Source organism: Ornithinibacillus salinisoli (assembly GCF_042684965.1).
Lineage (GTDB): Bacteria > Bacillota > Bacilli > Bacillales > Amphibacillaceae > Ornithinibacillus > Ornithinibacillus salinisoli.
Map to the genome: position 1 here is coordinate 1 of NZ_JBHUMI010000028.1, position 684 is coordinate 684.

1 protein-coding gene is annotated in these 684 nt (G+C 33.9%); it reads left to right on the top strand.

Annotation, left to right across the window (positions count from 1 at the left end):
* Nucleotides 1-125: 125 nt before the first annotated feature.
* Nucleotides 126-684, top strand: a 559-nt coding sequence (locus ACFSTA_RS18700; RefSeq protein WP_377558360.1) for an IS110 family transposase, incomplete at its 3' end; no start/stop codon positions are given.

A 684-nucleotide genomic window follows, 5' to 3' on the forward strand; every position in this document is an offset into this window, starting at 1 on the left:
ATTTTATAATTTCCTGGTGTTTGAAATAATATATTCAAACACAAAAAGTCCCATTGACTATGCTACGATTGAAGTACTTAACCAAGTTTAACTCAATCTACCACCCACCAAGGAGGCCATAGTCAATGAGACTACTTAATAGTAAACAAGGGTTAAGAAGAAGTCAATTCGCAAAAGAGCTTCGTTGTATGAATTTGGAAAAAGTTTTAATTGTTCCAATCGATGTTTCCAAAGTTCTACAAAAGGCAATGATTTTAAATTATTTTGGTGAATGTATAGAACCTTCCTTTTCTTTCATGGTCAGTCGAACAGGAATGAAAGTTCTTACTGATAAAATTGAAAAAGCAAAAGAAGAGCTTCAAACGGAAAAAGTTTTCATTGGGATTGAAGCAACAGGTCAATACTATGAAGATATTGTTCGCATTCTAATGGATTATGGGTTATCTGTTCATATTATTAACCCTGCATCCACCCATGAAGAAAGAAAACAGCACCTAACGTACACAAAAACAGATGATATTGATTTGTATTTAATTGCCGAAGTTTTGATCGGTAATAAAGCAACTAATTCAAAGTTAAGCACAGGTATTTATAAACAACTTCAACAGATCACTCGAGCGAGAAGAAGCGAAATAGAAAAACGCTCTCGTGTCAAAACGGAAATTCGCACTTACCATGATCAGA